This window comes from Phytohabitans flavus, from assembly GCF_011764545.1.
Taxonomy (GTDB): domain Bacteria; phylum Actinomycetota; class Actinomycetes; order Mycobacteriales; family Micromonosporaceae; genus Phytohabitans; species Phytohabitans flavus.
This window is the reverse complement of sequence record NZ_AP022870.1, coordinates 8,679,865-8,706,269: the sequence shown is the minus strand read 5'-3', so window position 1 is coordinate 8,706,269 and position 26,405 is coordinate 8,679,865. Positions and strand designations below refer to the sequence as shown.

Sequence of the window (26,405 nt, the reverse complement as noted above, 5' to 3'; positions counted from 1 at the left end):
TCACTCGACTCCGGCGTATTCGCCGCGCGCCACGGCTGCTAGCACTTCCGAGGCCGCGGACAGGGCGTCGACGGGTGGGGCCGCGAGGGCCAGGCGCACCGCGTTCGGCGAGTGCGCCGGGCTCACGGCGAACGCCGCCGCCGGAGTGACCGCGATGCCGTGGCGGGCCGCGGCGGCCACGAAGGTCTCCGCCCGCCACGGCTCCGGCAGCTCCCACCAGCAGTGATAGGCGTTCGGGTCGGCGCGCACCGAGTACCCATCGAGGATCTTGCCGACGATCCGCTGGCGCTCCGCCGCGTCGCGCCGCTTGGCGCGGACCAGGTCGGCGACCGTCCCATCCGCCATCCAGCCTGTCGCGGCGGCGAGCGCGAAGCCGCCGGCCGCCCACCCGCCGGACCGCAGCGCGGCCGCGACCCGGTCGCCGACGCCACGCGCGGGTGTGACCACGAAGCCCAACGTCAGTCCCGGCGACAGTCGCTTCGACAGGCTGTCGACGACGAGCGTCCGGGCCGGCGCCGAGGCGGCCAGCGGCGGGTCATCGCGCAAGAACGCGTAGACCGCATCCTCGATCGCGTAGATGTCCAGCTCGTCGAGCACGGCTGCCAGCGCCGCGTGGCGGGCCGGCGGCATCGTCACGCCGAGCGGGTTGTGCAGCGTGGGCTGAACGTAGACCGCACGCACGCGGGCCTCGCGCAGCGCCTCCGGCACCAAGCCGTGCTCGTCCATCGGCAGCGGCACGAGCGTCACGCCCAGTCGCGCCGCGATGCCCCTGACCACCGGGTACGTAAGGGCCTCCACGCCCAGCCGCTCCCCCATCGGCACGAGCGCGGCGATGGCGGCGGCGATCGCCTGGCGCCCGTTGCCGGCGAAGAGGATCCGCTCTGGCTCGGGCGTCCAGCCGGCGCGGGCGAGCACCGGCGCGGCCGCCTCGCGTGCGCCGGGCGGACCGGTGACCGTCGCCGGGGCAAGCGCGGCCGCGAACGCGTCCGGGCGCACCAGACGCTCCAGGCCGGGGCGAGCAGCGCCGGCTGCTCGGGCAGCACGGAGAAATTGAGCTCCAGGTCGACCCGCGCGCCGGCCGGCTCGGCGAGCGGCTGATGGGCCATCGGCGCGCCAGCCCGGACGAACGTGCCCCGCCCCACCTCGCCTGTCGCCAGGCCACGCCGGATCAGCTCGCCATACACCCGGGCGGCGGTGGAGCTGGCGATGCCCCGGGACCGCGCGAACGCCCGCTGCGTCGGGAGCCTGTCGCCCGGGCGGAGCCGGCCGGCCGCGATGTCACCGGCGAGCGCGTCGGCGATCAGGCGGTAGTCCTCCACGGGCCACTCCCCACATTGCACCGAGTGCAACTTTGTCATTGCACTCACCCATTGCACCACATAGCCTCGGAGCATGGCTACGGCAACCATCGGGGAAATCACGATTGGGTACGACGACGAGGGCACCGGCGACACGCTCGTGCTGGTGCACGGGCACCCGTTCGACCGGAGCATGTGGCAGCCGCAGGTGGCGCACCTCAGCCGCGCCGGCTGGCGGGTCATCGCCCCCGACCTGCGCGGATACGGCTCGAGCACGGTCGTGCCGGGCAAGACCACGTTGGACGTGTTCGCCGCCGACATCGCGGGGCTGCTCGACCGGCTGGGCGTGGACCGGTTCGTCCTCGGTGGACTGTCGATGGGCGGCCAGATCGTGCTGGAGTGCCACCGCCTCTTCGCGCACCGGCTGCGCGGTCTGTTGCTCGCGGACACCTCGGCACCGGCCGACGGCGAGGCGACGCGGGGGTGGCGTCGGGAGATGGCGGAGCGGCTGCTGCGCGAGGGCATGGGGCCGTACGCCGAGGAGGTCCTGTACAAGATGGTGTCTGCGAGCGCACCGCCCGACGTGGTCACGCAGGTCCTCGCCATGATGCGGGGCACCGCTCCCGAGGGTGCGGCGGCCGCGCTGCGCGGGCGGGCCGAGCGGCCGGACTACGTGGCGATGCTCGCCGAGGTGGCGGTGCCCGCGCTGGTGGTGGTCGGCGCGGAGGACGCGTTCACGCCGGTGGCCGATGCCCGGGTGATGAGCGACACGATCCCGGACGCGTGGCTTGTCGTGGTCGAGGGCGCGGCACACATGCCCAACCTGGAGCGTTCGGCCGAATTCAACGCGGCGCTCCACGACTTCCTGATCAGAACGCGGGAGACCGCAGCCGGCGCGTGACCGGTTCACCACTAGTCGTGTTTGTCATGTCCTTCATCCGCGAAAGGCGCGAATACGGCGCCTTTCCACCTCCCCACGGCCCGCCCTAGCGTGGGCGTCTGGAGCTTTGGGTCAAACCTGGGGTGAGGAGCGTGTGGCGTTTCGCGGGCCGTTTGGGCGTGGTGCTCGGCATCCTCGTCGTGTCCACCGGCATAGCCGTTGCGCCGGCGTCCGCGGCACAGGGCGTCACCGTGCGGATCTCCGAGGTGACCGACCGTTTCGAGGCGGGCGCAAACCCGGCCGAGCTGACCGTGGTGGCGACCAAGCGCACCCGCGAGTGCATCAAGGTGCGCTGGTCGCTGGTGATCCGGGTGGAAAACATGAGCCTCGACCAGATCTCGATCGACCGGCGGGAGGAGGACGGCCAGTTCCCGGTCGACTTCCAGTCCGAGGGCGCCGAGGGGCGGGTGACCGACGAGCGGCTCGACCCCGGCAGGCTGTGCCGCGACCGCAACGTGACGGCGCGGTACCGGATCGCGTTCGACGACGATGCCGGCGGCGGGCGGGTGACCCTCAGCGTGGAGGCGTACGACGCCCGCAACGAGTTCCTGGAGAGCGACACCTCCACCCGCAACGTCGAGGGTGACGGCCCGTCCCCGTCTCCATCGCCTACGCCGGCCCAGGAGGAGACCGCCGCGCCGACCGAGGAGGCCGAGGCGCCGGTCGCGGGCGACGTCGGCGGGCCGACCACCCCTGCGTCCAACACCGGCGGCTCCGGCCTGCTCCCGGTGGGCCTCGCGGTGGGCGGGATGATGGTCTTCCTCGGCCTGACGCTGCTCATGCGCGCGCGGCGCAAGGTGGAGCCGGGCCAGGCGGCGGGGCGCCCCGGCGTCCGCGGCAACTGGCAGAGCAACGCCGCGCGCACCATCCGGGAACGCCGCTGGCCTAACGGTTGACCTCAACTCCTGACGAGCACACTACGTATGTAGGGCAGAATCGAGCCATTGCTCGGCCGTGAGGGAGGAAGACCTAATGACGGAGTTGGCACGCATCGGGGTCACGGGACTGGCGGTCATGGGCCGCAACCTCGCCCGAAACCTGGCGCGGCACGGCCATTCCGTGGCGGTACACAACCGCTCGTACGGCCGGACCAAGGAGCTTGTCGAGGAGTTCGGCCACGAGGGCACCTTCCTGCCGGCGGAGACCGCGGAGCAGTTCGTGGCGAGCCTGGAGCGGCCCCGCCGCCTCGTGATCATGGTTAAGGCCGGCGGCCCCACCGACGCCGTGATCGACGAGTTCGCGCCGTTGCTGGAGCCGGGCGACATGATCGTCGACGGCGGCAACGCGCACTTCGCGGACACCCGCCGCCGCGAGCATGCGCTGCGCGAGCGCGGGCTGCACTTCGTCGGTGCCGGCATCTCGGGCGGCGAGGAGGGTGCGCTGCACGGGCCCAGCATCATGCCCGGCGGCTCCCCTGAGTCGTACGAGGCGCTCGGCCCGCTGCTGGAGGACATCTCCGCGAAGGTCGACGGCACGCCGTGCTGCACCCACGTCGGGCCGGATGGCGCCGGACACTTCGTGAAAATGGTGCACAACGGCATCGAGTACGCGGACATGCAGCTCATCGCGGAGGCGTACGACCTGCTGCGCCGCGGCGCCGGTCGCGAGCCGGCCGAGATCGCCGAGGTCTTCCGCGGCTGGAACGAGGGGCGCCTCGGCTCGTACCTCATCGAGATCACGGCCGAGGTGCTCGCGCACACCGACGCGACGACCGGCAAGCCGTTCGTCGACGTGGTCCTCGACCAGGCCGAGCAGAAGGGCACCGGCCGCTGGACCGTGCAGATCGCGCTCGACCTGGGCGTGCCGGTCAGCGGCATCGCCGAGGCGGTCTTCGCCCGCTCGCTCTCCGGCGGCGCCGACCTGCGCGCCGCCGCTCGCGAGCTGCCCGGCCCGCTGCCCACCGGCTCCGCCGACCTGCTTGTCGAGGACGTGGAGCAGGCGCTGTACGCGTCGAAGATCGTCGCCTACGCGCAGGGCTTCAACCAGATCCAGGCCGGCAGCGCGGAGTACAACTGGAGCATCGACCCGGGCGCGATGGCCACGATCTGGCGGGGCGGCTGCATCATCCGGGCCAAGTTCCTCGACCGCATCAAGGCGGCGTACGACGGCGACGCCGGACTGCCCTCGCTGCTCGTCGACGACTACTTCCAGGACGCCGTACGCGGTGCGCAGGACGCCTGGCGGCGGGTTGTGACGACGGCCACGACGCTGGGCATCCCGGTGCCCGGCTTCTCCTCCGCCCTGGCGTACTACGACGGGCTGCGGGCCGAGCGGCTGCCCGCCGCGCTTGTGCAGGGCCAGCGCGACTTCTTCGGCGCGCACACGTACCGCCGGGTCGACCGCGAGGGCAGCTTCCACGTGCTGTGGGGCGGCGACCGCAGCGAGGTCACTGCCTGATTTCTCCATTCGCGGCGGGGTCCGGCCTGGGACCCCGCCGCGCTGGTATCAAGAGTCGATCTCGCCCTGCGCCTTCTGGCAGGCGGTGGTCGCCTGCCGCAGCGCAATCTCCAGCCCGGGCTCGTTGTCGGTCCCGGCAGCTTCCAGAGCCTCGACGAAGCGCCGCATGCACGGCAGCAACACGTCGCGCTCCTTCGTGACCTTGTCGAGCGACTCTTTGTTCTTGTTCAGCTCGTCGTTCGTCTTCTTGAGGTCCGCCTCGAGCTGAGTGATCTTGTCGGTGTTCGTCTTGATCGCGTTGTCCCGGTCGGCGACCTGGCTGCTGAGCGTGTCCCGGGTGTCGCCGAGCTGGCTGCTCTTGGCCACATACAGCCCGGTCATCACGCCCGCTAGCAGGAAGAGCGCGACCGCCGCCACGACCGCCACCATCATCGACGCCCGCCCACCCTGCTGCGGCTGTCCATAAGGGACACCGGTGCCCGGCGGCGCACCTGAGATGGCATACGGCGGCGTGCTCGTCTGGGGCCAGCTACCGGTGACCTGGGGCTGCGGCTGGGGTTGGGGTTGGGCCGGCGGGTAGCCGGGGTAGGCCGGCGACTGCGGCGGGTACTGCTGCTGCGGGCCTTCCGGCGGGTACCCGGGGTGGCTCATCGCTCTTCCTCCTGAGGGGCTGGACTTCGTCGGGGCCGGTCAGGACCTGTCCGCAGGCTCTAACAGACCCGAAACTTGGCGCAGGCGGTCTGGATCGGGGTGGCCAGCCCGATCCCTTCGGCATCTCTGGCCTTGAGGCTGGCGATGCCCACCACCTGTTTCGAGGTGTTGACGACCGGGCCACCGGAGTTGCCGGGATTGATCGAGGCATCGAACTGGATGAGGTCCGCGGCACCGGCCTCGCCCTTGCGGAACGCGCTCACCACGCCGACGGTCACGCTGTCGGTCAGGCCGAGCGGCGAGCCGACCACGACGATCTGCTGGCCGGACTTGACCGGCTCGGTGGCCGTGGCCAGACCGGCGAACTCGAACGGCGCCGACAGCACCGCGATGTCGTTGCCCGGGTCGACGTCGGTCACTGTGGCACTGTAGGTCTCGCCGTCACGCTCCAACTGCACCGTGTTGGCGCCGCGACCCCAGACCTCCTGCACCACGTGGTACGCCGTGAGCAGCCGGCTGCTGCCCGAGCGAGGGCTGCCGACGGCGAACGCGGTGCCGGTCAGCTTGCCCGCGGTGATCCGGAAGACGCTGGGCAGCACCGCGGCCGCGACCGCCTGCGGATCGAAGACCTGGTCGGCCTGCTCGCCGAGCTGGGTGACCTGGCCCTCCAGGCTGTCGAGCCGCTGGTCGTCGCTGGCCTGCGCGTTGCCCGACTCGGCACGGGCCTGGTCGAGGTCGCCGCGCAGGTCGCTGATCTGTCGAGACTGGACGATCACGACGGCACCGAGCCCGAGCGTGACGAGGATCGCGATCGTGGCCAGCACGAACCCGGCCCGGCGCGGCTTGGGTGCGGCCGGCGCCGCCGAGACGGCCGGCCCGGAAACCGGAGCGGGCATCGCCGGCGGTGGTGGCCCCAGCAACGAGGGCGGATAACCGGACGGCGGCAGCTGACTGTGAACCGGCGGCGGCAGTTGCACCGGAACCTGCGGTGGGTGCTGCCCCGGAACGGGCACGGGCGGCGGTGCGGGTGCTGCGCCTGGGGCCGGCAACGGGATCCGGCCGGTTGGCTCGTCGGAGCCCGGGCCGCCTCCGCCGGGGCCGTGCGCAGTGGTCACCGGTCAAGGATCGCATCGAGGCGCAAGCTCGCCCATATCACCGCGATATCAATCAGGAACCGCGCACCGCCGCGCACGTACCGAGCGCGAAGGTCGGGGTAGCGTCGGCCTGGTGATCCGGGTACTTCTCGCCGACGACGAAGCCATGATCCGCGCCGGGGTGAAGGCGATCCTCGCCGCCGACCCCGAAATCGACGTGGTGGCCGAAGCCGGTGACGGCCGGGAGGCGGTCGACCTCACGCTCGCCCACCGCCCACAGGTCGCGCTGCTGGACATCCGCATGCCGCGCCTGGACGGGCTCGCGGCGGCCACCGAGATACACCGGTCAGCACCGGATACCGCGGTGGTCATGCTCACCACGTTCGGCGAGGACGAGTACATCGCCCGGGCGCTCGGCGACGGCGCCAGCGGCTTCCTGCTGAAGTCCGGCGACCCGCGCGAGCTGATCACCGGTGTGCGGGCGGTGGCCGGCGGTGCCGCGTACCTCTCGCCCCGGGTGGCCCAGCGCGTGATCAGCGAGCTGCGCGACGGCCGGATGAGCCGCGGCGCCGCCGCCCGCACCCGCATCGAAGCGCTGACCGAGCGGGAGCGCGACGTGCTGGCGCTCGTCGGCGCGGGACTGTCCAATGCGGGGATCGCGAAGCGGCTCTTCCTCGTGGAGGGGACCGTCAAGAGCTACGTGAGCGCGATCCTGACCCGGCTGGGCGTGCGCAACCGGGTGCAGGCGGCGATCATCGCGTACGAGGCGGGGCTGGTCGAGCCAGCCGAGTGACCAGCTCCAGCAGCAGGCCCGCGGCCGCCGCGATCGCCACCGCCAGGCCGGGCGCTCGCCCGCCGACCAGCTCAAGCTGGAAGAACTCCTGGAGGAACGGGACCACCAGCACCACCGCGAACGCGCCGCCCATCGTGGTCACCAGCAGGACCCGCCACCAGGTGTACGGCCGCGCGATGATCGCCAGCGCCCACAGCGCGACGAGGAAGAGCGTGAGCGTGGCGGCCGAGGTCTCGGCCTCCAGGTTGCCGTCGTAGATGCCGCGGGCGCTCAGGTACGACGTGATCGTGGCGGCCGCCGCGAGCACCCCGGCCGGTACCGCGAACCGCAGCACCCGCCCGACGAAGCCGGCCCGGGCCCGCTCGGCGTTCGGCGCGAGCGCGAGGAAAAACGCCGGGATGCCGATCGTCAGCGACCCGATGAGCGTCAGGTGGCGGGGCAGGAACGGGTACGGCACCTGGCTCAGCACGACGATGACGGCGAGCAGCACCGAGTACACGGTCTTGGTGAGAAAGAGGTTGGCGACCCGCTCGATGTTGCCGATCACCCGCCGCCCCTCGGTCACCACCGACGGGAGCGCGGCGAAGCTGTTGTCCAGCAACACGATCTGCGCCACCGCACGGGTCGCCGGGCTGCCCGCGCCCATCGCGACGCCGATGTCGGCGTCCTTGAGCGCGAGTACGTCGTTGACCCCGTCGCCGGTCATCGCGACAGTGTGGCCGCGGGACTGGAGTGCGGCCACGATGTCCCGCTTCTGTTGCGGACCCACCCGGCCGAAGACCGTACCCGCCTCGACCGCGGCCGCCAGCTGTGCGCGGTCGTCCGGGAGCGTACGGGCGTCCACTGGCCGATCGGCACCGGGCAGGTCGAGCGCCTTGGCAACCGCGCCGACCGAGACCGGGTTGTCACCCGAGATCACCTTGACCGCGACGCCCTGCTCAGCGAAGTAGCGCAGCGTATCGGGCGCGTCCGCGCGCAGCCGCTGGGCGAGCACCACCAACGCGACCGGCGCCTCGTCCCGGGTGAGGAGCAGCACCCGCAGTCCACGGGTGCCGTACGCGTCGGCCCCGGCCAGTGCCTCGTGCCCGACCGGCAGGAGCACGTCGGGCGCGCCGAGCCGCCAGGTGGCCGTACCGCCGTCGGGCGCGGTGAGCACCGCCCCGCTCCAGCGCCGGGCGGAGGAGAACGGCGTCCGCTCGCCCACTGTCCACTGTGGCTGCTCGGGGTACGCGGCAGCGATTGCCCGCATGCTCGGGTTGGGGCGCTCGTCGGCGGCAGCGAGGACACCGAGCACCGCCTCGACCGGGGCATCCGCGCCAAGCCGGCGCAGCTCGGCCACCGCCATCTTCGTATCGGTGAGCGTGCCGGTCTTGTCCAGCGCGACCACGCTCACCCGGGCCAGTCCCTCGATCGCGGGCAACTCCTGTACGAGCGTGTTGCGCCGGCCGAGCCGGATCACGCCGACCGCGAACGCCATCGACGTGAGCAGCACAAGCCCTTCCGGCACCATCGGCACCAGGCCGCCGACCATACGGCGTACCGCCTCGGGCAGGTCGTCCCGATTGACCATGAGCTGGCTGGCCACCAGCGCCAGCCCGGTCGGGATGATCATCCAGGTGACCACCCGCAGGATCGTGTTGATCCCGTTGCGCAGCTGCGAGTCGACGAGCGTGAAGCGGCTGGCCTCCTCGGCGAGCCTCGCCGCGTACGCCTCCCGACCCACCTTCGTCGTGGTGAAGGAGCCCGCGCCGGACACCACGAAGCTGCCCGAGAGCACCGGGTCGCCGGGGCGCTTCACGACCGGGTCCGCCTCGCCGGTGAGCAGCGACTCGTCCACCTCGAGGTGCTCGGCCTCGGCGACCACCCCGTCCACCACGATCTTGTCGCCGGCGCCGAGCTCGACGAGGTCGTCGAGCACGATCTCCGCCGCGTCCACCTCGACCGCGTACCCGTCGCGGCGCACGATCGGGCGCGCGGCACCGACGATCGCCAGCCGGTCGAGCGTCCGCTTGGCCCGCAGCTCCTGGATGACACCGATCAGGGTGTTCGCGATGATCACACCGCCGAAGAGGGCATCCTGGATCGGGCCGACCGCCAGGATCATGATCAGGAGTACGCCGACGATCGCGTTGATCCGGGTGAACAGGTTGGCCCGGACGATCTCTCCAACGCTCCGGCTGGACCGCGCCGGGACGTCGTTCACCTGGCCGGCGGCGATCCGCTCGGCTACCTCGGGTGCGGTCAGGCCGGTCTCCACGCGCAACATTGGGCCACCGTAGGTGCGCGGTGCTGCCGGCCGCCGCGGCCGATCGTCGTCCGGCACCCCTGACTTTCGGCAGGGTTCTCGCCCGGTCCGGCGGAGCTACCGTCGGAGCTGTGCGACGTACGGCGACCGACATCCTGCTCTGGGTGGTGCTCGCCCTGCCCGTCGCGATCGCCTGGCCCGGCCACAACGGTTACCCGTTCTGGCTGCTCCTGCTCGCCTTGGCCGGGCTCGCCGCGGCGGTGGCGCTGAGCCGCCGGTACCCGATCGCCTCGCTCTTCGTCGTGGTCGCGCTCACCGCCGTGGACGGCAACTTCTCGTTCGCGCTGCCAGTGGTCAGCTACCTCGTCGGCCGGCGGATGGTGAGCGTGCTCCCGGCTGCCGCGGGGTTCCTGGCGATCGTGGCGCTCGCCACGCCGTACGTGCTTGTCGACGCCGGCTTCCTCGTCTGGACCCAGATGGCCGGCGTGCTTGTGTACGCGGGGCTCTTCCCGTGGCTGGTCGGTCGCTACCGGCGGCAGCAGCAGGACCTGGTGGCCGCCGGGTGGGAGCACGCGGAGCAGCTGGAGCGCGAGCAGCGCATGATCGCCGACCAGGTACGGCTGCGGGAGCGGACGCGGATCGCCGAGGACATGCACGACTCGCTCGGCCACGAGCTCAGCCTCATCGCGCTTCGCGCCGGTGCCCTCGAGCTCGCCCCCGACCTCGACGAGCGGCACCGCGACGCCGCCGCCGAGTTGCGGGCCAGCGCCGGGGCCGCCACCGAGCGGCTACGCGAGATCATCGGTGTGCTCCGTGACCAGACCGACGCGGCCCCGGTCCAGCCGGTGGACGAGGACGTCGCGGAGCTCGTCCGCCGCGCGAAGGACTCGGGTATGGCCGTCGACCTCGACCACGAGGGCGAGATAGAACCGTTGCCGCCGATGGTCGACCGAGCGGCGCACCGGGTCGTGCAGGAGGCGCTGACCAACGCCAACAAGCACGCGCCGGGCGCGGCGGTCACGGTACGGGTCCGGCGCGGCGAGTCCGAGGCGACGGTCACCGTGCGGAACGCGCCCCCACCCGCAGGTCCCCTTCCGGAAAGCGTCCCGGGGCGGCGCGGCCTGGTCGGGCTGACCGAGCGGGTACGGCTCGCCGGCGGCACGCTCAGCGCCGGGCGGCTGCCCAGCGGTAGCTTCGAGGTGGTGGCCCGGCTGCCCTACGCGGCGGCGCCCGCTCCGCACGTCCCGGAGACCTCCACCGACCGGCGGCGGCTCGTGCAGCGGCGGGCCCGGCGCGGCCTCGTCGCCACGTTCGCGGTGCCGGTGGCGCTTGGTGCGGTGCTGGGCGGGACCGCGCTTGTCTACTACGCCCATGCGACGGCCAACTCGGTGCTCCGGCCCGGCGACTATGCCGCCCTCAGCGTCGGCATGGACCAGGCCGCGGTGGAGCGGGTGCTCCCGGACCGTGAATGGCTGGACGCACCGGCGCGGGACGACGGACCGGGTGGCGACTGCCGCTACTACCGCGCGGACGGCGACCTGCTGCGCGCGCGGCTCACCATCTACCGGCTTTGCTTCACAGACGGCCGCCTGATGGCGAAAGACATGCTCACCCGCAACTGACCTGTCCCCTACCTGACAGGTCCGTGCCGGGCGGCGAAGCGGGGCGCCCTTGCCCTCGGCGTCGCCGGCCCGGCCGGAGTACAAAGGAGCGGGGGCCGGAGGCAGCTTGGCAGGCTTGGCAGGAGAACCTCCGCTCCTGTCACATGAGCATGGCCCGTGCGAGTCGCATTTGCAAGAGACTCAACATGATCACTCATGGTACGTTTCGCCCGGGGGACTGGAACCGCGACACCGCGGTTGTTGTACATGTTCAAATGTGTCGTGTCATGGCCGTGGGGAGGAGGAGTCGTGGACGGCACGAGCCCGACCGTCCAGCGGCGCCGGCTAGGACTCGCCCTGCGCATGTTGCGACAGGAGCGGGGACTGACCGGCGAGCAGGCCGGCGAGCGGGTAGAACGGTCCGCGTCGTGGATTTCCCGCGTGGAGGGGGGCCGTATCGGCATCCGCGGCCGGGACCTGCGCGACCTTCTGGACCTGTACCAAGTGGACAATGCTGACCGCCGCACCGAGCTGCTCTCCCTCGCGGAGAAGGGACGGGCGCGCAGTTGGTGGAGCGAGTTCAGCGGGACGATCTCCGAGGCGTATGCCACGTTCATCGGGTTTGAGGACGAGGCGACGCGCTTCGAGTCGTACGAGCCGATGGTCGTGCCCGGCCTGCTCCAGCTGGAGTCGTACGCGCGGGCGCTTGTCGAGAGCGGCATCCCCAAGCTCAACCCGAGCCAGGTGGAGGACCGCATCCAGGTGCGGCTGCGCCGGCAGGAGGTGCTCCGCAAGGCCGACCCACTGCACCTCTCGCTCATCCTTCAGGAGGCTGTCCTCCGGCAGACGGTGGGCGACACAGCTACCATGCGCGACCAGCTGCATCATCTGATAGAGGCAGCTGAGCTGCCGAATGTCGACCTGCGAATCCTCCTCGACGAGCACACCCGGCCGATCGGCAGCTTCCAGCACTTCGTCTTGATCTATCTAGAATCCGACGAGCCTGATTCGGTGTACATCGAAGATTTCGCCGGGGGACGATTCGAGCGCGCCAGCAGCATCCAGCCCTATCGGGACGCGTTTCACAAACTCCGCCAGCTCGCGCTCGATCCAGATGAGTCGATCACTAAGATCGAGCTTACGGTCCGCCATTCCCCCTAAGAATGTGAGAACAACTCGGTGTTGACGAACTCTTGGCGCAAGAGCTCGCGCAGCTACAGCAACGGTAACTGTGTGGAGGCACGCCACGACGCTGCCACTGTCCAAATGCGAGACAGCAAGGAGCGCGGCGGGCCGGTGCTCGGCTTCGGGCGTGACCACTGGCAGGAGTTTCTGGAGGGTGTGCAGCTCGGCGAGTTCGACCGCCGGTAGCCCTTCGGACCGGGAGTGCGGCCGGTCGCCGCACTCCCGCCGTTCGGTCAGGCGTCGCGCCGCCTGATGACCGCGTAGCCCGCCGCCAGGACCGCGCCAGTCCAGGCGACCAGTATCAGCGCCCCACTCGCGTCACCGTCCGCCACGAACATCCCGCCGGCCACGCCCGGCATGTATTCCGAGGCCGGTTCGGGTACCACCATCGACAGGCCGACCAGTAACACAAGCACCGCCGAGAGCGTGCCGACCGCGCTGCGCAGGGCGGCGCCCATCCCGACGCTGAAGACCGCGACAAGCGCGAGGTAGACGGCGATCCGTACCGCCACCGCCCCCGCGTCGCCAAGGTCCACGACCGCGTATTCCCGCAGGCCCAGTCGCGCCGCGAACAGGCCGGCGACGGCGAGAACCAGCCCCGCGCCGAAGGTCGCCGCCGCGGCCACGGCGGCCTTGGCCAGCAGTACCCGGCCGCGGACCGGCACCGCCCGCAGCGTGGACCGGATCGCGCCAGTGGAGTACTCAGATGTGATCACCAGCATGGCCAGCGCGATCACCGCGAACTGGGCGAGCGATACCGACGCCGCGGCCGGGTCCACTATCGACTGCGTGGTGGCCGCCGTGTCGCGCACCGACTGCTGGTCGGGGTGCTCGATGTCGTACACGAAGTCGTTGGCCAGCAAGAAGGCCGTGCAGCCCATCAGCGTGACGCTTGCCGCGACGCACCACCACGTGGAGCGCACCGTCCAGAGCTTCACCCACTCGGCCGCCGCGGTCACCGGGACTCTCCCGGTGCCGGTGCGGCGTACTCGACGCTCGGCGCGGTCAGCTCCAGGTACGCCTCCTCCAGTGAGGCGTCCCGCCGGCTCAGCTCGTGCAGGCGCACCCCAGCCTCGTACGCGATGTCGCCGATCCGCTCGATCTGCGCGCCGGTAACGGTCAGCTCGTCCGGGCCGGTGTGGCTTACTGCGATCGTCGCGGCTGCGAGCTGATGGCGCAGCGCCTCCGCGTCCGGCGTACGCACCCGGATGGCGGTTGTCGAGCTTCCCGCGATCACCTCGGCGATCGGGGCGTCCCGGATGATCCGGCCCTTGCCGATCACGACGAGGTGGTCGGCGGTCTGCTGCATCTCGCTCATGAGGTGGCTGGAGACGAAGACGGTACGCCCCTCGGCGGCCAGCGCGCGCATGAGCTGGCGTATCCACCGCACGCCGTCCGGGTCGAGCCCGTTGACCGGCTCGTCGAAGATCAGTACCTCAGGGTCGCCGAGCAGCGCCTCCGCGATGCCGAGCCGCTGGCTCATGCCGAGTGAGAAACCGCCGGCCCGCTTCCGCGCCACGTCACGGAGGCCGACCGTCTCCAGCACCTCGCCCACGCGCCGCTCGGGTATGCCGTTGCTGCGCGCCATCGCACGCAGGTGGTTGCGGGCGCTACGGCCCGGGTGCACCGCGCGAGCGTCGAGCAGTGCACCAACTGTCCGAAGTGGATTCTTCAGCTCGGCGTACGGCTTGCCGTTCACAAGCGCGCTGCCGGCGGTTGGCCGGTCCAGTCCCAGGATCATGCGGATGGTGGTGGATTTGCCCGAGCCGTTCGGCCCGAGAAACCCGGTCACCCGGCCTGGCGCGATCCGCAGCGAGATGTCGTGCACCGCAGTGGTCGCGCCGTAACGTTTCGTCAGGCCGGTCACAGTGATGGTCATGCGTCCGACGCTATGGACACCGGGGTGGGCCACGCAGGGCCCGAAGGGCAACCGTCGCCCCTGTCTTTCGTCAGGTAGTACGCCTGTAACCAGCTACCGCTATGGTCGTGGCGACACTTGGCGGAGGGTGACATGATCTCGGACGACGCCCTGGCGGTGCGCACGCTCGGCCCGTGCCGCATCGACTCGCCGCTGGCAGCCCTGCTGGAGCCGCGCCGTACGACGGAGCACTACGTCGACGAGGACGACCGGGTGCTGCTGGACGACACCGTGGCGATGGTCGCGGCCCACGGCACACCCGTCGACAAGCTGCCCGGCTTCGAGCCGGCCGGTCCCCGCCGGAAGATCTACTTCCACCCCTCCAAGGTCCGGGTCGGCATCGTCACCTGCGGCGGCCTCTGCCCGGGGCTCAACGACGTCATCCGCGGCCTGGTCATGGAGCTCACCCTGCACTACGGGGTGCACCGGATCGCCGGCTTCCGCAATGGATACCAGGGCTTCATCGCACGGTACGGGCGGCAGGTGCTGGACCTCACGCCCGACATGGTGCGCGGCATCAACGAGGACGGCGGCACGATCCTCGGCACCTCCCGCGGGGAGCAGGACCCGGACGAGATCGTCGACTGCCTGGAGCAGATGGGCATCAACGTGCTCTTCGTGATCGGCGGCGACGGCACGATGCGCGGTGCGCTCCGGATCGCCGACACCGTGGCCGAACGCGGGCTGAAGATCTCGGTGATCGGCGTGCCGAAGACGATCGACAACGACATCCCGTACCTGGATCACAGCTTCGGCTTCCAGACCGCGTTCGCCAAGGCGGCCGAGTCGATCCGCACCGCGCACGTGGAGGCGCGGTCGGTGCCCGGCGGTGTGGGGCTGGTGCGGCTGATGGGACGGCACTCCGGCTTCATCGCCTGCTACGCCGCGCTCGCCAACACCGACGCCGACTACGTGCTGATACCCGAGGTGCCGTTCCCGCTCGACGGCTTCCTGAACCATCTGGCCGACCGGGTCAAGCGGCGCGGCCACGCTGTCGTGGTGGTCGCCGAGGGCGCCGGGCAGGAGCACCTGCCGGCCGCACCGGCCCGCTACGACGCCTCGGGCAACACGATGCTCCGGGACATCGGGCTCTTTCTGAGGGAGCGGATCGGCGAGCACTTCGCCGCCCGGGGCGACGAGGTGTACCTCAAGTACGTCGACCCCAGCTATGCGATCCGCAGCGTGCCCGCCAACTCGTACGACAGCGTGTACTGCCTGCGGCTCGCGCACACGGCCGTGCACGCGGCGATGGCGGGGCGTACCGCGATGGTGGTGGGGCGGTGGCACGGGCGCTTCGTCAACATCCCCATCCCGCTCGCGATCAGCCGCCGCAACACCGTCGACCCCAACGGCGACCTGTGGCTCTCGGTGCTGGAGGCGACCGGTCAGCCCCACGAGTGGGGCGCGTAGCCTCCGCGCTAGCGCTCCTGCATCAGACCTAGCTTGTGGCCGTCCGGGTCGCTGAAGAACGACATCCACAGCTCGGTCGCCCCGTCGCGATGGACGACGTGCGGCTTGCCGAACGACTCGACGCCCGCCGCCACCAGGCGATCGTGCTCCGCCTCGATGTCGTCGACCCGGAAGTAGAGCGTGCATCGGCTGGCGAACTCCGCGCTCTCCGGCACCCCCAGGTAGAGCCGGACGTCGCCGCTGGCGAAGAAGGCCATCTGCTGGCCCGGCACCTGGAAGAGCAGCGGGATGCCGAGCACGTCACGGTAGAACGCCACCGACCGGTCGATGTCGCGGACGCTGACGTGGATCTGGGCCACCGGACCGAGCGCCATGGCCACCTCCTGGGCGGATACATAACTGTGGTAAAAGGTTAACCATGGTGAAGCAGTCGGGGCAAGCACGGCTGCCCAGCCGCCCAGCCGGTGTGCCGGCCGACGAGCGCCACGAGACCGCCAACCTGTTGCACTCGGCCGCGGTGCGGCTGCTGCGCGTGGCCCGTACCCAGGATGCCGGCATGGACCTCGACGGGCCGCGCGCGTCGCTGCTGTCCGTGGTCGTCTTCGCCGGCCCGCAGCCGATCACCCGCCTGGCCGCGATCGAGCAGGTCTCCCCGCCGGCCATCACCAAGCTCGTGGCCGCCCTGGAGGCGGACGGCCTCGCGGTGCGCGAGCGTTCCGCGACCGACCGCCGTGTGGTGCTGGTGACCGCGACGGCGGCGGGAAAGCGGCTGCTGGAGCGCGGCCGGGCGGCGCGGGTGCGGGCGGTGGCCGACGTGCTGGCCGGCGCCTCCGCCCGCGACCTGGCCACCCTGCGCCGCGCCGCCCAGATCATCGCCGCCCGCCTCTAAGGAATGCACCCCACCGGCGCCGTTGTCGTCGAAGGCCAGTTGGGTTTGCGCCGACAGAAGCTTGGCGCGGGCAAGTACCTTGACAAGGCGAGTCAGTGACTTGGATCTTTAGGGAGACGCCGTGCCCCGTCCCACTAACTCTTCTCTTCTGAACCGAGCCGCCTTACTAGCCGCCGCCGCAGGGCTGCTTATCTCAGTGTTGTACTTAATCATCGCCTCTCCTGGTTTGCTGGCTCGCATGAACGACGAAAACGCTGACTGGTCGCACTACGCCGAGATAGGTACAGCATACGGCGGAATATCGGCGGCCTTGTCCGGTCTTGCCTTATGTGGAATCGCCGGCTCACTGGCTCTGCAGCGACGACAAATGGCAATAGATCAACTTGCCGCGGAGCGGCAACGGCATTTTGAAATCGTCAGCCTCGCCCTTAACGATCGAGAACTTCTCGAGGCTATCCTCCCGGATGTCGCAGGCCTGCCGAACATCCGCCAAGAGGTCTACGTCAACTTGATGGTCGGGTATTGGATGTCAACCTGGCAGATGGGAGGAATGAGCGAAAATCAGGTGCGATACGCGGTAGCCCGGTTATTCAAGGGTCGAGTTGCATGGGAGTGGTGGCAACGAATCCACCTCACCTGGGCCGATACCTCGTCAGCCGCGCAGCGACGGTTTACCAGAATTGTAGACGAAGAATGGCATAGCGCCACGGAGCCCGATCCGCATGCCATCTGAATTTCAGACCCAAGGAGCACTTAGCGCCAGCGTCAATGTTCGGCATTACTCACTGAGTATATCTAGCCAGAACGATCGACGCTTTTGCTCCCGATATTCGAATCGGGTAAACCGCTTCCACAGGCCAATCCTCGGGCAGGCAGTCGTCCTCGTACAGTAGGGCGACCAAGCGGCCATGCGGGCGGAGGACGCGGCGAATTTCCGACCAGAGGCACGCCGGGTCGGTGGCGAGCGTGCCGTGTGCCGGCACCTGGCGATTCCATGGCGGGTTGACCAGGACGCGGTCCACGCTTCCTCGCCGGATTGGTAGCCGGCCTGCGTCGGCACCGATCCATGAGACGGCGAAGCCGGCAGCGTTCAGCCGAGCCGCACCGAGCGCAGCCGGAGCTCGGTCGACACCGACGAGGCCAGCGCCGGACGTGGCTGCCTCCATCAGGAGCGTGCCCGCCCCGCAGCACGGGTCGAGCACCACGTCACCGGGTGCGATGCCGGCCAGCCGTACCATCGCGGCGGCCACCGGCGGGTGCAGCGTGCCGGGCACGCTCGCCCGCTTGTAGGCGCGTCGGTGGGCGGGTCGGTCGCCCTGCCGTACGGCCACGGTGGCCCGCTTGCCCTCGATCGTCACCCGCCACGAGGTGGTACCGGGCGGTGGGCGCACTCCGCCCCGGCGGGAGTGGTACGGCACGCCGAGCATCCTCGACAGGTGCGCGCCGAGGGCGTCCTCGACGTCGTACCTGCCGAAGCGGCGCGCCCCCACCACCGTGGCGGAGACGTCGAGCGGGCGGCGCGGAGCCCAGGCAAGGTCACCCAGCTCCGTGAGGCGGTGGAGGTCGTCTTTTGTGTGGCCGATTCCGTGGATGACGGCGGCCACGAGCAGTACATCGTCGGCGGTGGGCAGGGCACGGATCGCCGCGGCCGGGTCCGACGAGGTGAAGTGCACCTCGCGGTGGCCGATGAGGTCGACCTGACCGAGTCCGCGCTCGCGGATCTCGTCGGCGACCAGGGTTTCCATGCCTCGCACCGTCCGCGCCAGAAGGCGCGCGTGCATCGTTCTTCTCCCGCGGCAGGACCCGGGACGGCGCTGCGCCGCCCCGCATCACCAGCGGTGGGGACCCGCGACCCGCTAGTGGGGGTCAGCGGGCGAGGAAGAAAAACGTCACGGCATCACCTTAGCGACGGCGGGAAGCGAATATCTTCAGGCATCCGTGGGCACACTCGCCACCGTCGGCGCGCTCGGTGTAGTCGAGCCGTCCTTCGGCTCGATCGTGACGCCGAGGTTGTCCATGCCGCGGATGTTCTTGATGAGCTTGGTCGCCCCGCCCTCGCCGGCCGGGAGCACGCCGCGCGAGTCCAGCCCGCCGCTGGAGAGGTACCAGAGCTGGTACGCCCGGTCGGTACCGGGCGGTTGGGCGCCGGAGAGCATGACCACGCCCTCGTCCAGGCTCTCCGAGAGCACCATCGTGACCTGCCCGCCCCCGGTCACCGGTGCGGAGCGCAGCCGCGCGTCGGAGGCGGCGAGCACCTCCTGGATCCGGGCCGACTCGGCGCGGAGGGCCTCGGCTGTGGCGCGCTCGTCCCGTACCCGCTGCTCCTGCGCCACGTATGACACCGTGCCCGTGCCCGCGGCCAGGACCACGGCGGCGGCTGCCGCGACCATGAGCGGCCTGCGCCGCCAGCCGCCGCCGGTGGTAGTGGACACGGCGCGGGCCGGACTATCCGGGCGGCCCGGCGCCACCTGGCGGGTCTGGCGGATCTCGGCGAGCACGTTGTCGCGGAGGCGGGGTGGCGGGATCGACCAGGCGCCGTCGGCCAGCCGCGCGGCGGTCTCCTCCAGCTCGGCGACCTCGTGTGTGCAGGACTCGCACCCGGCCAGATGGCGGGCGAACGCCGCCCGCTCGATGTCGGACAGGGCGTGCAGCGCATACGCCCCGGCGAGCGCGTGGGCATCACTGTGTACGTCAGTCATGCCGTCACCTCCACGCCGAGGCAGTCGCGCAGCCGGATCAACCCGTCCCGCATGCGCGTCTTGATGGTCGGCAGCGCGGTGCCGAGCAGCTCGGCGACCTCGCGGTACGTGTACCCGCCGTAGTAGGCCAACGTGATCGCCTCGCGCTGGAGCCCGGTGAGCGTCTGGATGCACCGCCGCACCTGCTGCTGCTCAAGGCGCGTGGTGGCCTGGTCGACCACCTCGTCGTACGGCGTCTCGCCCTGCGTGGCCGCCACCCGGCGGGCCCGCTCGGCGCCGGCCTGCTCCGAGCGGACCCGGTCGACGGCGCGGCGGTGGGCGATCGTGAAGACCCACGAGGTGGCCGAGCCGCGCGCCGGGTCGTAGCGGCTGGCGGTGCGCCAGACCTCGACGAGCACCTCCTGCGCCACCTCCTCGGCTTGGGCGGGGTCACGCAGGACCCGCCGGGCCAGGCCGTACACCCGTGGGGCCACGAGGTCGTAGAGGCGCGTGAACGCGGCCTCGTCGCCGCGCGCGACCGCGCGCAGCAGCTCGCCGGCCTCCGCGGCGGGGTCCGGCGGCGACGCGGGCACGGCCGATAGCTGCTCCACCCGCTGCGGCCCCTCGTTGCCGCCCTCGCTCATCAATGCCAGCCTCTCGCCGATCATCTGCGCGCCCATATCGGTACTTCGGTGCCGTACGGTACCCGGATTGGTCGATCGATTGTTACCGACCTGTTTCCGCTGCATCCACATCGTCCGCTTGGCTTGTGCCGTGACCCTCCGGAGGGTGGACGTGGCCGTAAGACTCGCGGAAACTATGCCGGAACTCCCTGTAGTTCGAAACTTCCAGCCGCCCCCATTCCCCTCAAGGACCGCTCATGGCCGAGCCGATCCTGGTGGTCGATGTCGGCACGTCGGCCACCCGCGTGGCATTGGTCGTCGGTGACCAGTCCGGGCTCCTGCGCGAGCCGGGCACTGGCAGCCTGGTCTGGCCTTCTTCGGTCTGCCTCGACGACACGGGCTATGTCTTCGGCACCGTTGCCGAGCGACGCAAGCGCGCCATACCCCGGCGGTATATCGATGGCCCGCGGCGGGCGGTCGACGCTCAGGCATCGATGTGGCTGGAGGGGCGGGAGATCACCGGAGGCGAGGCGCTGAGCGCGTACCTGGCGGCGGTGCGGGGCGAGGCACGCCAGCAGTACGGCGCGAACGTCGACCGCGTGACGCTCACCACACCCGCGTCGTACCTGGCTGGCGACCCGCGCCGGGACGTGCTGAGCGCGGCGGGCGAGGCGGCCGGCTTCTCCGATGTGGAGCTTGTGTCGAGCGCGGTGGCGGCCGCCCTCGATCCGGAGACCGGCGGCGGGCTGCCCGGCGGGACGCTGGTGCTAGCCTGCGTGCTCGGCGCCACCTGGACCGTCGCGCTCGTGCAGGTGCGCGGCAACTACACGGCCCAGCTGGCCCAGGAGACCTCCGCCGCCGGCCACGACCTCGACGCGCTGCTGATCAACGATCTCCGTTCCGAGGGGCGCACCTGGCTGGAGCCGCTGCTCGCCGCGCCGGGCGACGCCGGGCTGCGGGCCTACTACGAGGCGATCGACTTCGTGCGGCGGCTCAAACACCAGCTCGCCGACACCGAAGAGGTGACCGACCACCTCACGCCGATCACCCCGCCGTACCGGCTGACCCGCGAGTGGCTCGCGGCGTTCGCCGAGCCCGCGCTGCGGTGGCTCGCGACCAGCTGCCATACGGTGCTCGCCGCGGCCGGTGCCACTCCCGCCGACCTGGGCGCCGTCGTGCTCGCCGGCGGTGGTGCGCGGCTGCCGATGGCCGAGCCGACCCTCCGCGCCACGCTCGGCCACCCGGTCCGTCGGGCGACAGAGCCGGAGCTGGCGGTCGCCCGTGGCGCGGCCCGCTGGTCGGTCGGGGCGCCCAGCCGCGCGGTGCAGGCCGACCGGCCGAGCTGGCGGATCGAGCCGGTGGCCTGGGACATCCCGGGTGGCCGGGGCGAGCTGGTGCGATGGCTTGTCGCCGAGGGCCAGCCGTATACGGCGGGCGCGGTCGTGGCTCATGTGCGGGCGCCGGACGACCGGGTGTTCGACCTCGTCGCGCCCAAGGCCGGCACGCTGCTCGCGCACCGCGCCGCCGCCGGCCAGCAGGTGGGCCCGGTGCTGGTCGCGTCCGCCGCGAAGACACCCAAGGCGCTCGCCGAGCACCCGCCTCCGCTCCAGCACCGGCTGGAGGTCGCCGGCTCGTGGCTGCTCACCCCGACCGCCAGCGGCTGGTGGAGTGCGACGGCGCCGGGCGCTACGTGCGATACCGCACGGTCGGCGAAGCGGCCCTGACCGGCGAGTTCGTCCCCGAGCCGAGCGGCGCGACGCCGGTGGGCGGCCGGGTGTTCGTGGGCCCTGATGGGCGGCTCTGCCTTGTCGCGTGGGACTCGGAAAGCTGGTTCTCGGTCTGGGACATCGACACCGGCAAGCTGGTCACCCGCTTCCGCGACCCGGGCGGCGCCTCCGATGTGCGGGTCAACGAGGTGGAGTGGCGCCTGGCCGTCGAGGTGGAGGGCAAGGCGGTGGGGCGCTACCGCCGCTCCACGTTCACGATCTGGGACCTGCGCACCGGTGGCCGGATCGACAAGGTTACCGACGAGGCGTGGACCCGCCGAAACCCGGACTACTCCAGCCGCAGCCGCACGCAGGGCTTCAGTGGCAGGGTCGCCAGCCCCGACGGTCAGCTGCGGGCCGCGATGCTGGAGGCCAGTGACGGCTCCTGGGTGCTACTCGTGCACGACATCGCGACTGAGCAGGAGGTATTCCGGGCGCGCGAGACGCCGAGCCGGCGGGCGCTGGCCGGGTTCAGCGCCGACGGGCGGCACCTGCTGGCCAGCTGGGAGTCCGAGGGCAGGAGCCTTGTCGATGTCTGGCATGTCTGAGCCGCCGCGGGCGCGCGACGCCGCCGCGCTCGTGGTCGACTTCGGCACCACCACCTCGGCCGCGATCGTGGTCGCCGGCGAGGAGGCGTGGCCGGTGCCCGAGCCGGTCACCGGCGCCGCCAGCTGGCCATCCGCCGTCTTCTGGGACGGCCAGCAGCTGCTCGTCGGCACGCTGGCCGAGCAGCGCAAGCGCTCCGAGCCGGAGTCGTTCGCCGCCGAGTTCAAGCGCGGGCTGGCGGCCGACACCTCGGTGGTGCTCGGCCGCCGCCGGTTCCGTCCGGTCGAGCAGGTCGTCGCGCTGCTCGCGGCCCTGCGCGCCGAGGCCGAGCGGACGCACGGCGCCCCGATCGGCCGCGCGCTGATCACCGTGCCCGCCAGCTACGGCCCGAGCGACCCGCGCCGGGCCCGGATGATCGCCGCGGCCGACGCCGCCGGCCTGGACACCGTCGAGCTGCTCCCCGAGCCGGTCGCCGCCGCGTTCGCGCCGGCAGTAGGCCCATCGTTCGTCGCCGGCGACATCGTCCTGGTGTATGACCTGGGTGGCGGCAGCTTCGACGCCACCTTGCTGCGGATCGGCGAGCGGTGGCACGACGTGCTGGGGTATGGCGCGCTCGACGACTGCGGTGGCCGCGAGATCGAGGCGCTGCTCGCCAGCCGGATCCAGGCCGAGGGCCAGGCATGGCTCGCCCCGCTGCTCTCCTCCGCCGCCACAAGCCCGTCCGACCCGGCCGCGCTGCGGCTGGGCATGGCGGTGACCGACTTCGCCCAGCGGCTCAAGCACCAGCTCAGCGTCGCCCCGCGGTCGAAGACTTCTTCCTGCCCAACGCCCCGGCGTATCGGCTCACCCGCGCCGACCTGGGCGCACTCGCCGCGCCGCTGCTCGGCCGCACGGTGACCTGCTGTACCGAGCTGCTCGCCCGCGTAGGCGTGTCACCACACCAGGTCGCGGCGATCCTCCCGGTGGGCGGCGGGGTCCGCATGCCCGCGGTGGGCGAGCTGCTCCAGCAGGCGCTGCGGCTCCCGCTCCACACGGTCGAAGAGCCGGAGCTCGCCACGGTACGCGGAGCTGCGCGCTGGCTCCCCCAAAGCGGCCCACGCCGGGTGCCCGCCGCCACCTCGCCCGAGCCGTCGATCCCGCTGTCGTTCGCGATACCGGGTGGCTCCGCCCACCTGCTGCGCTGGCTCGTCGCGCCCGGCCAGGCGTATGTGGCGGGCGTGCCACTGGCCCGGGTCCGCCTCGCAAGCGGCGCCCTGTGGGATCTCACCGCCCGCATGCCCGGCACCCTGGACCGCCTGCTGGCCGCCCCTGGATCCGAGGTCACGGCGCACGAGTGGCTGGCGCTCGCCCGCCCCTAGGCCTGTTTACAAAACCTTGCCGGGCTGTGTTGTCTCCTGCCCCGGCAGGAGGCCACCGTGTCCGCCGCGGCCTACTGTTCGAATGTGGTGACCCAGTGGATCGCCCGGCTCTTCGACGAGCGGGCCTGGCCGGCGCGGCTGACGCTGCTGTTCGTGCTGACCGTCGGCTACCTTGTGCTGCTGCGGGCCCCGGCGTCACCGCCTAGCGTGGCCGACTGGATGATCGCGCTCGCCGCGGTCGGGCTGAGCGCGGGCGGCGGGCGGTGGCCGCTCGCGACGCCGATCGCGCAGGCCGGCCTGCTCACGGTGGCATACGAGGTGGGCAACCACGCCGCGATGGTCGTGAAGATCGCGGCCGCGGTCGCCCTCTTCGAGCTCGCGATGCGCCGCTCCGGCTGGCAGGTGCTGGTGGGCGGGCTCGCACCGGCCATCGTGTACGTGCTGCACCCGAGCGGAGGCTTGCCCGCACTGCTGTACCGTGCCGCGGTGATGGTCGGCGCGCCGGTGCTCGTCGGTGCGTACATCCGCTCCGTGCGCCAGACCGCCGCCCAGGCGCAGCAGCGGGTGGCTGAAGAGCAGCGGCGCCGGCTGTCCGAGACGCGGGCCGCGCGGGCCAACGAGCGTACGGCGATCGCCCGTGAGCTGCACGACGTCGTCGCCCACCACGTCGCCTCGATCGTGCTGCGGGTGGGCGTGGCAAGGCACGTGCTGCCGACGGACGACCCGCGGGTGCGCGAGGTGCTCGACGACGTACACGGCAGCGGTACCGCCACGCTCGCCGCCCTGCGCCGGTTGGTGACCGTGCTGCGCGACCCGGAGGTTGGCGACACCCCGCCGTTCGTGGAGCCGGGCGAGCTGCACGCCGCGCTCGACGAGGTGGTACAGCGCGGCCGCCAAGTGGGCCTCGACATCGACTCCTCGGTCGACCCGGCGATCGGAGGGCTCGATCCCGTACGCGGCCTCGCCGTCCTGCGCCTCACTCAGGAAGGGCTCACGAACGTGGCCAAGCACGCCGGCACCGCCGCCCACGCCGACGTCTCGATGCGCCTCACGCCGGATGACGCGGTGCTGCTGGAGATCGTGGACGACGGCGGTACGAGCCCGCCCGCCCTCCCGACCGCGAAGGACGTCCCCGGCCACGGGCTGATCGGCATGCGCGAGCGGGTCGAGCTGCTCGGCGGCTCGCTCTCGGTCGGGCGGCAGGGGCGCGGGTGGCGGCTCTCCGCGCTGCTGCCCTCGGCGTCGTCCTCGGTAGGGCTCCCGGTCAGCAAGACGTGCCGCCTCCATACCCCTACCCCTGCCGAGGCCCGCCCGTGATCCGCGTACTGCTCGCCGACGACCAGAACCTCGTCCGCGCCGGCCTGCGCATGCTCTGCGCCGCCGCCCCCGACCTGGAGGTGGTGGGCGAGGCGGACAACGGCGCCGAAGCCGTGCGCCTCGCCGACCAGGTGCTGCCCGACGTCATCCTGATGGACCTGCGGATGCCCGGCGTCGACGGCATCACCGCCACCGCGCGGATCCTGGCCGCCCGCCCGACCGTACGCGTGGTCGTGCTCACCACGTTCGACGACGACGACCACCTGTACCCCGCGCTGGCCGCTGGCGCCTGCGGCTTCCTGGTCAAGGACGCGGCGCCTGAGGACCTGCTCGACGGGGTACGCCGGGCGGCCGCGGGCGACTCACCGTTCAGCCCCGCGGTGCTGCGCCGCCTCGTCGCCTCGGCGGTGCACAGCCGCTCCGCGCCGGCGTACCCGGCCCGGCCGAACTTCGGCCTCACGCCGCGCGAGACCGAGGTGCTCGCGCTGGTCGGCGAGGGCCTGTCGAACGGCGAGATCGCGGAGCGCCTCCACCTCGGCGTGACCACGGTGAAGACGCACATCGCGAGCCTCATGACCAAGACCGGCACCCCGAACCGGGTACGCCTCGCGGTGTTGGCGGTCCAGTCAGGTGTCACCGCCTAGGAGCCGGAAGAGCAGCAGCCACTGCTCGGGCCACACGTGACCGACCACTGTGGACGTGTCCAGCCGCGCGGCCCGGAAGGCGCCGTCGACCCGGCGGGCCGGAAACCGCCGCCGCAGCGAGGCGTGCAGCGATCCGCCCACCCCGCCGAAGCCGAGGTCCACAAAGGACTGGTACGCCGTCATCCGCTGTCCGGGCACGAGCGCCGCGGGCCGCCGCTCCAGCCGCAGGATGCCCGAGTCCACGCGGGGCACCGGACGGAAGGCCTGCCGTGATATCCGCCCGGACAGTCCCCAGTGGAACTCCGGCCACGTCGACACGGTCAGGCGACTCCACCGTCCATAGTCGCCGGTGCGCTTGCGCGCGTACTCCAGCTGGGTCACAAGCGTTGCCGAGGTGAGCGCTCGCGCCCGCAGGCACCACTGCACGATCGGCGCGGTGAGCGCGTACGGGATATTGCCCACCACCGCGAACGGCTCGTGTGGCGGCCGGGCGGTCAGGAAGTCCTGGTGCCGTACGGCCACGTTCTGCGGTACGGCCAAGGCGGTCGCGAAGGCGGGGTCGACCTCGTACGCCACGATCCGCCCAGCAGCCTCGGCCAGTCGCCGGGTGAGCCGACCGTCGCCGGCGCCCACCTCCAGGACCAGGTCGCCACGGCCCAGCCCGGCGGCGTGGACCACGCGGTCCAGCGCGCCAGGGTCGTGCAGGAACGTCTGCGACAGCACCCGCCGGGTGCGGTCGCGCTCATTGCGGAATCCTCGGGTGTTCTGCGCCACTGCCGGCGTCCTCTCCCACCGGCCCGCGCACGGGCCGGCCTTACGCGGACAGGCCGGAGCGACAAGGCGCGGCGACAGAAGTAGCGCACGCGAAAGCGAGGCCTGTCCGAGCCGAATTAGGGACTCGGAGGGCCCTGGAAGAGAACGCGGAGTGTGTGTGCGTCGATCAGGCCAGGGCCGGACGCACCAGCCAAGGCCTGACAACGAAGGCAGGACCCCACGCACCCATCAGGGCGGGGGTCATGTTGATCAGGGCGTGCTGCATGGCGCCAACGCTA

27 protein-coding genes and 1 pseudogene are annotated in these 26,405 nt (G+C 71.6%); 16 read left to right on the top strand and 12 right to left on the bottom strand.

What is annotated here, in order from left to right:
• Entirely contained in the window at positions 1-996 is a 996-nt protein-coding gene (locus Pflav_RS38770; RefSeq protein WP_232072417.1) for an aminotransferase-like domain-containing protein, read from the bottom strand.
• Positions 997-1,133: 137 nt separating this feature from the next.
• A pseudogene (locus Pflav_RS49195) lies at positions 1,134-1,358 on the bottom strand (GntR family transcriptional regulator); the annotation flags it as partial.
• Between the two features lie 34 nt (positions 1,359-1,392).
• Here Pflav_RS49195 and Pflav_RS38765 point away from each other — a divergent pair.
• The 3 genes from Pflav_RS38765 (at position 1,393) to gndA (ending at position 4,635) form a co-directional block, all read left to right on the top strand.
• The gene (locus Pflav_RS38765) at positions 1,393-2,199 is read left to right on the top strand and encodes an alpha/beta fold hydrolase (RefSeq protein WP_173041553.1); all 807 of its coding nucleotides are present in this window, start codon (positions 1,393-1,395) and stop codon (positions 2,197-2,199) included.
• A 131-nt stretch (positions 2,200-2,330) separates the two neighbouring features.
• Positions 2,331-3,134, top strand: a complete 804-nt coding sequence (locus tag Pflav_RS38760; RefSeq protein ID WP_173041552.1) for a hypothetical protein — start codon at positions 2,331-2,333, stop codon at positions 3,132-3,134.
• A gap of 76 nt (positions 3,135-3,210) precedes the next feature.
• Positions 3,211-4,635, top strand: a complete 1,425-nt coding sequence (gndA, locus tag Pflav_RS38755) for an NADP-dependent phosphogluconate dehydrogenase (protein WP_173041551.1) — start codon at positions 3,211-3,213, stop codon at positions 4,633-4,635.
• A 48-nt stretch (positions 4,636-4,683) separates the two neighbouring features.
• Here the strand turns inward: gndA and Pflav_RS38750 are convergent, their stop codons facing one another.
• Positions 4,684-5,286, bottom strand: a complete 603-nt coding sequence (locus tag Pflav_RS38750) for a hypothetical protein (RefSeq protein WP_173041550.1) — start codon at positions 5,284-5,286, stop codon at positions 4,684-4,686.
• A gap of 59 nt (positions 5,287-5,345) precedes the next feature.
• Positions 5,346-6,182, bottom strand: a complete 837-nt coding sequence (locus tag Pflav_RS38745) for a S1C family serine protease (protein WP_173041549.1) — start codon at positions 6,180-6,182, stop codon at positions 5,346-5,348.
• A 328-nt stretch (positions 6,183-6,510) separates the two neighbouring features.
• On the opposite strand from Pflav_RS38745, the gene Pflav_RS38740 reads away from it, so the two are divergent.
• Complete coding sequence (locus tag Pflav_RS38740) at positions 6,511-7,173, top strand: response regulator (protein ID WP_269474652.1); 663 nt, start codon at positions 6,511-6,513, stop codon at positions 7,171-7,173.
• Here Pflav_RS38740 and Pflav_RS38735 read toward each other — a convergent pair.
• On the bottom strand, positions 7,133-9,439 hold the full coding sequence (locus Pflav_RS38735) for an HAD-IC family P-type ATPase (RefSeq protein ID WP_173041547.1): 2,307 nt from the start codon (positions 9,437-9,439) through the stop codon (positions 7,133-7,135). The genes Pflav_RS38740 and Pflav_RS38735 overlap by 41 nt on opposite strands.
• Before the next feature lie 110 nt (positions 9,440-9,549).
• Here Pflav_RS38735 and Pflav_RS38730 point away from each other — a divergent pair, with 110 nt between their 5' ends.
• From Pflav_RS38730 to Pflav_RS38720, 3 genes are all read left to right on the top strand, one after another.
• Positions 9,550-11,040: a sensor histidine kinase gene (locus Pflav_RS38730; protein ID WP_173041546.1), complete on the top strand. Its 1,491-nt coding sequence runs from the start codon at positions 9,550-9,552 to the stop codon at positions 11,038-11,040.
• 288 nt (positions 11,041-11,328) lie between these two features.
• A complete protein-coding gene (locus tag Pflav_RS38725) occupies positions 11,329-12,180 on the top strand; it encodes a helix-turn-helix domain-containing protein (protein ID WP_173041545.1) in 852 nt (283 codons plus the stop codon).
• An 18-nt stretch (positions 12,181-12,198) separates the two neighbouring features.
• Entirely contained in the window at positions 12,199-12,390 is a 192-nt protein-coding gene (locus Pflav_RS38720) for a DUF397 domain-containing protein (protein ID WP_173041544.1), read from the top strand.
• A 47-nt stretch (positions 12,391-12,437) separates the two neighbouring features.
• On the opposite strand, the gene Pflav_RS38715 is transcribed toward Pflav_RS38720, so the two are convergent.
• Entirely contained in the window at positions 12,438-13,163 is a 726-nt protein-coding gene (locus tag Pflav_RS38715) for an ABC transporter permease (RefSeq protein ID WP_173041543.1), read from the bottom strand.
• Positions 13,160-14,083: an ABC transporter ATP-binding protein gene (locus Pflav_RS38710; protein ID WP_173041542.1), complete on the bottom strand. Its 924-nt coding sequence runs from the start codon at positions 14,081-14,083 to the stop codon at positions 13,160-13,162. The genes Pflav_RS38715 and Pflav_RS38710 overlap by 4 nt, the downstream gene beginning before the upstream one ends.
• Positions 14,084-14,215: 132 nt before the next feature.
• On the opposite strand from Pflav_RS38710, the gene Pflav_RS38705 reads away from it, so the two are divergent.
• Positions 14,216-15,532 carry an ATP-dependent 6-phosphofructokinase gene (locus Pflav_RS38705; protein WP_173041541.1) on the top strand — a complete coding sequence of 439 codons (1,317 nt, stop codon included), beginning with the start codon at positions 14,216-14,218 and terminating at the stop codon, positions 15,530-15,532.
• 8 nt (positions 15,533-15,540) lie between these two features.
• On the opposite strand, the gene Pflav_RS38700 is transcribed toward Pflav_RS38705, so the two are convergent.
• Positions 15,541-15,906, bottom strand: coding sequence for a VOC family protein (locus Pflav_RS38700; RefSeq protein WP_173041540.1), 366 nt, complete (start codon positions 15,904-15,906; stop codon positions 15,541-15,543).
• A gap of 44 nt (positions 15,907-15,950) precedes the next feature.
• Here Pflav_RS38700 and Pflav_RS38695 point away from each other — a divergent pair, with 44 nt between their 5' ends.
• Both Pflav_RS38695 and Pflav_RS38690 read left to right on the top strand, forming a co-directional pair.
• Positions 15,951-16,421: a MarR family winged helix-turn-helix transcriptional regulator gene (locus Pflav_RS38695; protein ID WP_173041539.1), complete on the top strand. Its 471-nt coding sequence runs from the start codon at positions 15,951-15,953 to the stop codon at positions 16,419-16,421.
• A 238-nt stretch (positions 16,422-16,659) separates the two neighbouring features.
• Positions 16,660-17,154: a DUF6082 family protein gene (locus Pflav_RS38690; protein WP_173041538.1), complete on the top strand. Its 495-nt coding sequence runs from the start codon at positions 16,660-16,662 to the stop codon at positions 17,152-17,154.
• Between the two features lie 49 nt (positions 17,155-17,203).
• On the opposite strand, the gene Pflav_RS38685 is transcribed toward Pflav_RS38690, so the two are convergent.
• From Pflav_RS38685 to Pflav_RS38675, 3 genes are all read right to left on the bottom strand, one after another.
• On the bottom strand, positions 17,204-18,166 hold the full coding sequence (locus Pflav_RS38685) for a methyltransferase domain-containing protein (protein ID WP_232072415.1): 963 nt from the start codon (positions 18,164-18,166) through the stop codon (positions 17,204-17,206).
• Positions 18,167-18,349: 183 nt separating this feature from the next.
• Positions 18,350-19,120, bottom strand: coding sequence for an anti-sigma factor (locus Pflav_RS38680; protein ID WP_173041536.1), 771 nt, complete (start codon positions 19,118-19,120; stop codon positions 18,350-18,352).
• Positions 19,117-19,767: a sigma-70 family RNA polymerase sigma factor gene (locus tag Pflav_RS38675; protein WP_232072413.1), complete on the bottom strand. Its 651-nt coding sequence runs from the start codon at positions 19,765-19,767 to the stop codon at positions 19,117-19,119. Before Pflav_RS38675 ends, Pflav_RS38680 begins: the two co-directional genes overlap by 4 nt.
• A 212-nt stretch (positions 19,768-19,979) precedes the next feature.
• Between Pflav_RS38675 and Pflav_RS38670 the strand changes: the two genes are divergently transcribed.
• The 6 genes from Pflav_RS38670 to Pflav_RS38645 are packed head-to-tail and all read left to right on the top strand — an operon-like array spanning position 19,980 to position 25,353.
• Positions 19,980-21,446, top strand: coding sequence for an Hsp70 family protein (locus Pflav_RS38670; RefSeq protein ID WP_173041535.1), 1,467 nt, complete (start codon positions 19,980-19,982; stop codon positions 21,444-21,446).
• The gene (locus Pflav_RS38665; RefSeq protein ID WP_173041534.1) at positions 21,413-22,036 is read left to right on the top strand and encodes a hypothetical protein; all 624 of its coding nucleotides are present in this window, start codon (positions 21,413-21,415) and stop codon (positions 22,034-22,036) included. Before Pflav_RS38670 ends, Pflav_RS38665 begins: the two co-directional genes overlap by 34 nt.
• Positions 22,020-22,931 (top strand): Hsp70 family protein, encoded by a 912-nt coding sequence (locus Pflav_RS38660; protein WP_173041533.1) that lies wholly within the window; start codon positions 22,020-22,022, stop codon positions 22,929-22,931. Before Pflav_RS38665 ends, Pflav_RS38660 begins: the two co-directional genes overlap by 17 nt.
• On the top strand, positions 22,928-23,392 hold the full coding sequence (locus Pflav_RS38655; RefSeq protein ID WP_173032662.1) for a hypothetical protein: 465 nt from the start codon (positions 22,928-22,930) through the stop codon (positions 23,390-23,392). Before Pflav_RS38660 ends, Pflav_RS38655 begins: the two co-directional genes overlap by 4 nt.
• Positions 23,393-23,449: 57 nt before the next feature.
• Positions 23,450-24,709: a histidine kinase gene (locus tag Pflav_RS38650; protein WP_232072411.1), complete on the top strand. Its 1,260-nt coding sequence runs from the start codon at positions 23,450-23,452 to the stop codon at positions 24,707-24,709.
• Positions 24,706-25,353, top strand: coding sequence for a response regulator (locus Pflav_RS38645; RefSeq protein ID WP_173041532.1), 648 nt, complete (start codon positions 24,706-24,708; stop codon positions 25,351-25,353). The genes Pflav_RS38650 and Pflav_RS38645 overlap by 4 nt, the downstream gene beginning before the upstream one ends.
• Here the strand turns inward: Pflav_RS38645 and erm are convergent.
• Entirely contained in the window at positions 25,336-26,127 is a 792-nt protein-coding gene (gene erm / locus Pflav_RS38640; RefSeq protein ID WP_173041531.1) for an ErmE/ErmH/ErmO/ErmR family 23S rRNA (adenine(2058)-N(6))-methyltransferase, read from the bottom strand. The genes Pflav_RS38645 and erm overlap by 18 nt on opposite strands.
• Positions 26,128-26,405: the final 278 nt, after the last annotated feature.

Coding starts and splice junctions, on each gene's coding strand:
- Pflav_RS38695 (WP_173041539.1), top strand. CDS start 15,951: ATGGTGAAGCAGTCGGGGCAAGCACGGCTGCCCAGCCGCCCAGCCGGT.
- Pflav_RS38705 (WP_173041541.1), top strand. CDS start 14,216: ATGATCTCGGACGACGCCCTGGCGGTGCGCACGCTCGGCCCGTGCCGC.
- Pflav_RS38660 (WP_173041533.1), top strand. CDS start 22,020: ATGTCTGGCATGTCTGAGCCGCCGCGGGCGCGCGACGCCGCCGCGCTC.
- Pflav_RS38675 (WP_232072413.1), bottom strand. CDS start 19,767: ATGATCGGCGAGAGGCTGGCATTGATGAGCGAGGGCGGCAACGAGGGG.
- Pflav_RS38765 (WP_173041553.1), top strand. CDS start 1,393: ATGGCTACGGCAACCATCGGGGAAATCACGATTGGGTACGACGACGAG.
- Pflav_RS38710 (WP_173041542.1), bottom strand. CDS start 14,083: ATGACCATCACTGTGACCGGCCTGACGAAACGTTACGGCGCGACCACT.
- Pflav_RS38745 (WP_173041549.1), bottom strand. CDS start 6,182: ATGCCCGCTCCGGTTTCCGGGCCGGCCGTCTCGGCGGCGCCGGCCGCA.
- Pflav_RS38700 (WP_173041540.1), bottom strand. CDS start 15,906: ATGGCGCTCGGTCCGGTGGCCCAGATCCACGTCAGCGTCCGCGACATC.
- Pflav_RS38750 (WP_173041550.1), bottom strand. CDS start 5,286: ATGAGCCACCCCGGGTACCCGCCGGAAGGCCCGCAGCAGCAGTACCCG.
- Pflav_RS38680 (WP_173041536.1), bottom strand. CDS start 19,120: ATGACTGACGTACACAGTGATGCCCACGCGCTCGCCGGGGCGTATGCG.
- gndA (WP_173041551.1), top strand. CDS start 3,211: ATGACGGAGTTGGCACGCATCGGGGTCACGGGACTGGCGGTCATGGGC.
- Pflav_RS38685 (WP_232072415.1), bottom strand. CDS start 18,166: ATGGAAACCCTGGTCGCCGACGAGATCCGCGAGCGCGGACTCGGTCAG.
- Pflav_RS38735 (WP_173041547.1), bottom strand. CDS start 9,439: ATGTTGCGCGTGGAGACCGGCCTGACCGCACCCGAGGTAGCCGAGCGG.
- Pflav_RS38670 (WP_173041535.1), top strand. CDS start 19,980: ATGGCCGAGCCGATCCTGGTGGTCGATGTCGGCACGTCGGCCACCCGC.
- Pflav_RS38690 (WP_173041538.1), top strand. CDS start 16,660: ATGAACGACGAAAACGCTGACTGGTCGCACTACGCCGAGATAGGTACA.